Raw genomic sequence first — 3,468 nt, 5'->3', positions numbered from 1 at the left:
GGCTTCGCCATTATGCCCCACGCAACTGCGCCGCTTAGCTTAATGTTATAAGGCGCCAGCCTAAACTGCGTTTGGCTCAATCAAGTAATCAGTTCAACTACCCTCACCTGTTTTCATTAGCATCGCCGGGGCTTTTGGTAGCTTTAATGTCGCCGCGTTAAATTCAAAGGTTGCGCATTAGGCGCTTTATCGCCAAGTTCTTATTTACCGCCAGTAAGCGCCAATGCGTTTGTTAGTTCAAGTGGCGGCTTGCTCCCGTCAAATCAAAACCATCACTGCTCAGTCGTTTTTCTTGTCTGTGTTAACAATCAATCGTATGCTGGCTTTATCAGTTTTTAAAAAGACCAAAGGAACTGGCTCTGCTTCTAACAAAGCGCTAAAGTCCACTCCCTTCGGTCGCTCGGACGCATTTACGCGGGGCGGCTTCGCCATTATGCCCCACGCAAATGCGCCGCTTAGCTTAATGTTATGTGACTCGAAGGTTCCATGGAAAGTATTAATCTCAGCACATTTTTAATTCCAGCTATTTTGTTATTACTAGGTGTGCTTCCTAGCTGGTCGATTCTTTCACTACCAAATTACTGGCTAAGTTGGTCGTTTCAAGTACCAGCAAAACGCATTTCGATATTATGCTTAATAGTTTCAACCGCCTTAGCTTTCATTTTTAATATTGAATTCACTGGGGGAATTTTTACCGCAATTATCTACCTAATTTTCACCACGTCAGCTCTTGCAGTTATGGTACTGTGTGGTTTATTTGTTAAGCATCTTAAGCTTAATGGTGCAAATCGTGGGTAAGTCACATAACAAAAAAATTAAGTCACTCACTTCGTTCGCTGGGACGCATACACGTGGGCTGCTTCGCATTATAGCCCACGCGCCTGCGCCCCTTATTTAAAAGTTATATTTAAAGGTACATTAACCAAGGAAGTTTAAATTGAAACCATTTTCCTCAGTTGAATCTCGCAATTTTAGTACATTGCTTTTAGTTTCCAGGATAGCTGCTACTTTTTCGTTTTTATTACTTATTTTAGGAGTAGGCGCAACGCTGTGGACGTCCTTCACCGAATCACTTCCAAATGCAATTACATTCATACCTATAATTGTTTGGTCAATTTTAATCTTTTTGTTTGCTGGCATTATTGCTGTGCTTGTCTCAATAGAGGAGCATTTAAGAATGCAAGAAGTGCGCGATGTAAGAAACGGCAAAATATAACAAAAAAATTAAGTTCGCCCGCTCCGCGGGCTGGGACGCAAACATGTGGGCTGCTCACTTCGTTCGGATTTTAGCCCACACGTCTGCGCCCCTTATTTAAAAGTTATGTGCCAAGAGGATAATATGGAATACAGTCCTTTATTAGAAGTTCAAGATCAGACCTTGGTCATCACACAGTCCACATTATCCGAGTTAAAAAGTTTTAAGGATAGCGAGTTGTTTGCTGAACTGCCCGGAAGTGTTCCAAACGAAAAACAGCTATTAACTAAAATGTTAGACTCAATTTTAGACACTCTCATTAATGGCCTTTTGCAAAATCCATCAAAGCTTTGGGTCATGGAAACGTTCTTGCCAGAGTTAGAAATCATGGAAATGCAAGACACTGAGGCGAAAGAACACTTTGGGGACCATTTAGAGATAATTATGGATATCTTGAATATAGAAAGCTCAGATGGCTTACTGAGCTACTACTTGTAAGGATGTATTGGGTGGCACATAACAAAAAAATTAAGTCACTCACTTCGTTCGCTGGGACGCATACATGCGGGGCGGCTTCGCCATTATGCCCCACATGCCTGCGCCCCTTATTTAAAAGTTAGGCGTCATTTACTTACAGCATAAAAATGTGGGTTTAACTGTGACATTTCAGCATCAAGGTTGTTTCGCTAGGTTGTCTTTACGGCTTGCTTTTTCGGTAGTTTCACCGGCTTTAGCAACGCCCTTTTCTTCAACATCGCAACGCCAACATTTTGCATCACCAACTTTCTAAACTCGTTCTTTTATCCAGCAATGTCGTTAACATCTGGCTTTTCGCACAGGGTTGTTTTATCTTAAATCCAATAATTTAAACAAGCTGGCTAATTGGCTAGTGGTGGCAGCAAAGCTGCGTACTTTCAGTTGTACGCCTAACAAAACGCTGTTGGCACTCCCTCCGGTCGCTGGGACGCTAACACGTGGGCTGACTCACTTCGTTCGGATTTTAGCCCACGTGCTAGCGCCCCAAAGCTTAAAGTTATATTTAAAAGGATGTTTCCTTGCAGGGTTATCGTTTTCCGCTAGCAATTGGCATAATGGGGTTAATGTTCATTGGTATGGCCATTTCAGCAGACTCTGTTGGGGCGGTTGTAACTCTGACTGTTTTGGCGCTAATCTTTTTAGCGCTTAGCGGACTTTATTTCTGGATATTTTCTCAAATCAACAAAGATCAATAGTAACGTTACGGTGAAGTGGTAAACGGCTAATTAGCTCTGTTCTCAGATATTCGCTTCTTAGGTTTATTCATTTGCTCTTTATAAATTCATTTGGGATGCAAGCATTAAATATAACAATCTGCTGTAGCCGCTCGCGGGCTCGCTGGGACGCAAACACATGGGCTGCGTCGCTTCGCTCCTAAATTTTAGCCCATGTGTTTCCGCCCCTAAGCAGGGTGTTATATGCACAGGTAAATTCTGATGTTGGTAAAAGTTGTTGAGGCAAGTTTCACAACAGATAGCCCTTGGTTGTTTAGGCTTAGCGATGCAGAAAGTAGAGAGTATTTTGTTTTAAATTCTAACGAGTATGCTCTTCATGGTTTAAGCAGCCCTGTAACTAAAAAACACATAGATAGCCTTGACGTTGGTTCAACTTCACGCATTGAATACACGGAAATAGGTGGTAAGTATGTTGTCACCGCAATCAAGTAAACGTGCATATAACAAACGCATTAACACTCGCTTCGCTCGCTTGGGACAAAAACACGTAGGCTCCCTGCGCTCCGCTTAGTATTGTAGCCTACGTGTTTTTGCCCGTTATGCGGGCGTTAGGGCTCAGATATGAATCGAGTATTTGGTAAGGTATTCAAATGCGAAGCCGGCGTTGAGTACGGCGTAATTCGAAAAGCCAAGGAGCCATTCCCTGAAGTCTTATCCACTTCGAATGTCCTTGCCGAAGACGATTGCGGTAACTATTTCGTTCTGCTTAACGAGGCTGTGTGCTTCTGGGATCACGAAACAGGAGAGAACCATTTTCTTTCTGGTTCAGTAAATGATTTTGTTTCTAGGTGCTCTGCTCCAGAAGAAGTTGAATTAGAGCTTGGTCAGGTAGAGTCGGCTTGGATAGATCCCGAGTTTGCGAAGCAATTCGGCATCAAGAGCAAGCCCTAACAAGCGCATGTTTCGGACAAATTTCCGCTGCGCTCCAATTTTCCGCAAATGCGGGCGTTATGTACTTTGTCTCATAAAATGAAACTAATAGAAGTAATTGAAAAAATTGAC

6 protein-coding genes are annotated in these 3,468 nt (G+C 42.8%); all 6 read left to right on the top strand.

Annotated elements, in window-relative coordinates:
* The first annotated feature begins 223 nt into the window (after positions 1–223).
* Positions 224–517, top strand: coding sequence for a hypothetical protein (locus JC525_RS19605; RefSeq protein WP_233095330.1), 294 nt, complete (start codon positions 224–226; stop codon positions 515–517).
* A gap of 420 nt (positions 518–937) precedes the next feature.
* Positions 938–1,216 (top strand): hypothetical protein, encoded by a 279-nt coding sequence (locus tag JC525_RS19600; protein ID WP_198817807.1) that lies wholly within the window; start codon positions 938–940, stop codon positions 1,214–1,216.
* A gap of 123 nt (positions 1,217–1,339) precedes the next feature.
* Complete coding sequence (locus tag JC525_RS19595) at positions 1,340–1,693, top strand: DUF4844 domain-containing protein (protein WP_233095329.1); 354 nt, start codon at positions 1,340–1,342, stop codon at positions 1,691–1,693.
* Between the two features lie 557 nt (positions 1,694–2,250).
* Complete coding sequence (locus tag JC525_RS19590; protein ID WP_198817805.1) at positions 2,251–2,427, top strand: hypothetical protein; 177 nt, start codon at positions 2,251–2,253, stop codon at positions 2,425–2,427.
* 240 nt (positions 2,428–2,667) lie between these two features.
* Positions 2,668–2,898 carry a hypothetical protein gene (locus tag JC525_RS19585; protein ID WP_198817803.1) on the top strand — a complete coding sequence of 77 codons (231 nt, stop codon included), beginning with the start codon at positions 2,668–2,670 and terminating at the stop codon, positions 2,896–2,898.
* 129 nt (positions 2,899–3,027) lie between these two features.
* Positions 3,028–3,357: an SMI1/KNR4 family protein gene (locus JC525_RS19580; RefSeq protein ID WP_024016400.1), complete on the top strand. Its 330-nt coding sequence runs from the start codon at positions 3,028–3,030 to the stop codon at positions 3,355–3,357.
* Positions 3,358–3,468: the final 111 nt, after the last annotated feature.

Source organism: Alteromonas sp. IB21, from assembly GCF_016405965.1.
Classification (GTDB): Bacteria; Pseudomonadota; Gammaproteobacteria; order Enterobacterales; family Alteromonadaceae; genus Alteromonas.
This window is presented reverse-complemented; position numbering and strand designations above follow the sequence as displayed.

Bases quoted from the DNA above. Each gene is read 5' to 3' on its own strand.
- JC525_RS19605 (WP_233095330.1), top strand. From the start codon at position 224: ATGCGTTTGTTAGTTCAAGTGGCGGCTTGCTCCCGTCAAATCAAAACC.
- JC525_RS19595 (WP_233095329.1), top strand. From the start codon at position 1,340: ATGGAATACAGTCCTTTATTAGAAGTTCAAGATCAGACCTTGGTCATC.
- JC525_RS19585 (WP_198817803.1), top strand. From the start codon at position 2,668: ATGTTGGTAAAAGTTGTTGAGGCAAGTTTCACAACAGATAGCCCTTGG.
- JC525_RS19580 (WP_024016400.1), top strand. From the start codon at position 3,028: ATGAATCGAGTATTTGGTAAGGTATTCAAATGCGAAGCCGGCGTTGAG.